Genomic DNA, 284 nt, shown 5'->3' with positions numbered 1-284 from the left:
TGGACGCGCGCTGCCGGCAATGCAGAAAATGTCGATGCCGCTTTAGCTTTTCTTGACCGGATTTAACTCTGCCTCGGTAGCGAACGGCGAGGCAGACTTCTTGTTCCGGCCATACGGAATTTTCAGCCACGCCCGCTCATGAAGGTAAAGAGCAGCGACTTGGTAACGACTTCGGTCCCGCCAATGGCCGCAGCGACCTTTACGCTGCCGGTGATCACGAGCGAGATGATCATTGTGTCGATCGTGCCGGTGGCGCGCCACGAGAGTGCCTTGGCGAAGCTGCG

The 284-nt window shown here is 58.5% G+C and carries 1 protein-coding gene; it reads right to left on the bottom strand.

Features of this window, described 5'->3' with window-relative positions; translation table 11 throughout:
* Window positions 1-122: 122 nt before the first annotated feature.
* A complete protein-coding gene (locus EN852_RS43080; protein ID WP_246694606.1) occupies window positions 123-233 on the bottom strand; it encodes a DUF2061 domain-containing protein in 111 nt (36 codons plus the stop codon).
* Between the last annotated feature and the right edge of the window lie 51 nt (window positions 234-284).

This window comes from Mesorhizobium sp. M2E.F.Ca.ET.209.01.1.1, assembly GCF_004010375.2.
GTDB lineage: Bacteria > Pseudomonadota > Alphaproteobacteria > Rhizobiales > Rhizobiaceae > Mesorhizobium.
Note: the sequence above shows the minus strand (reverse complement) of the source record. Positions and strands in the feature narration are given on the sequence as shown.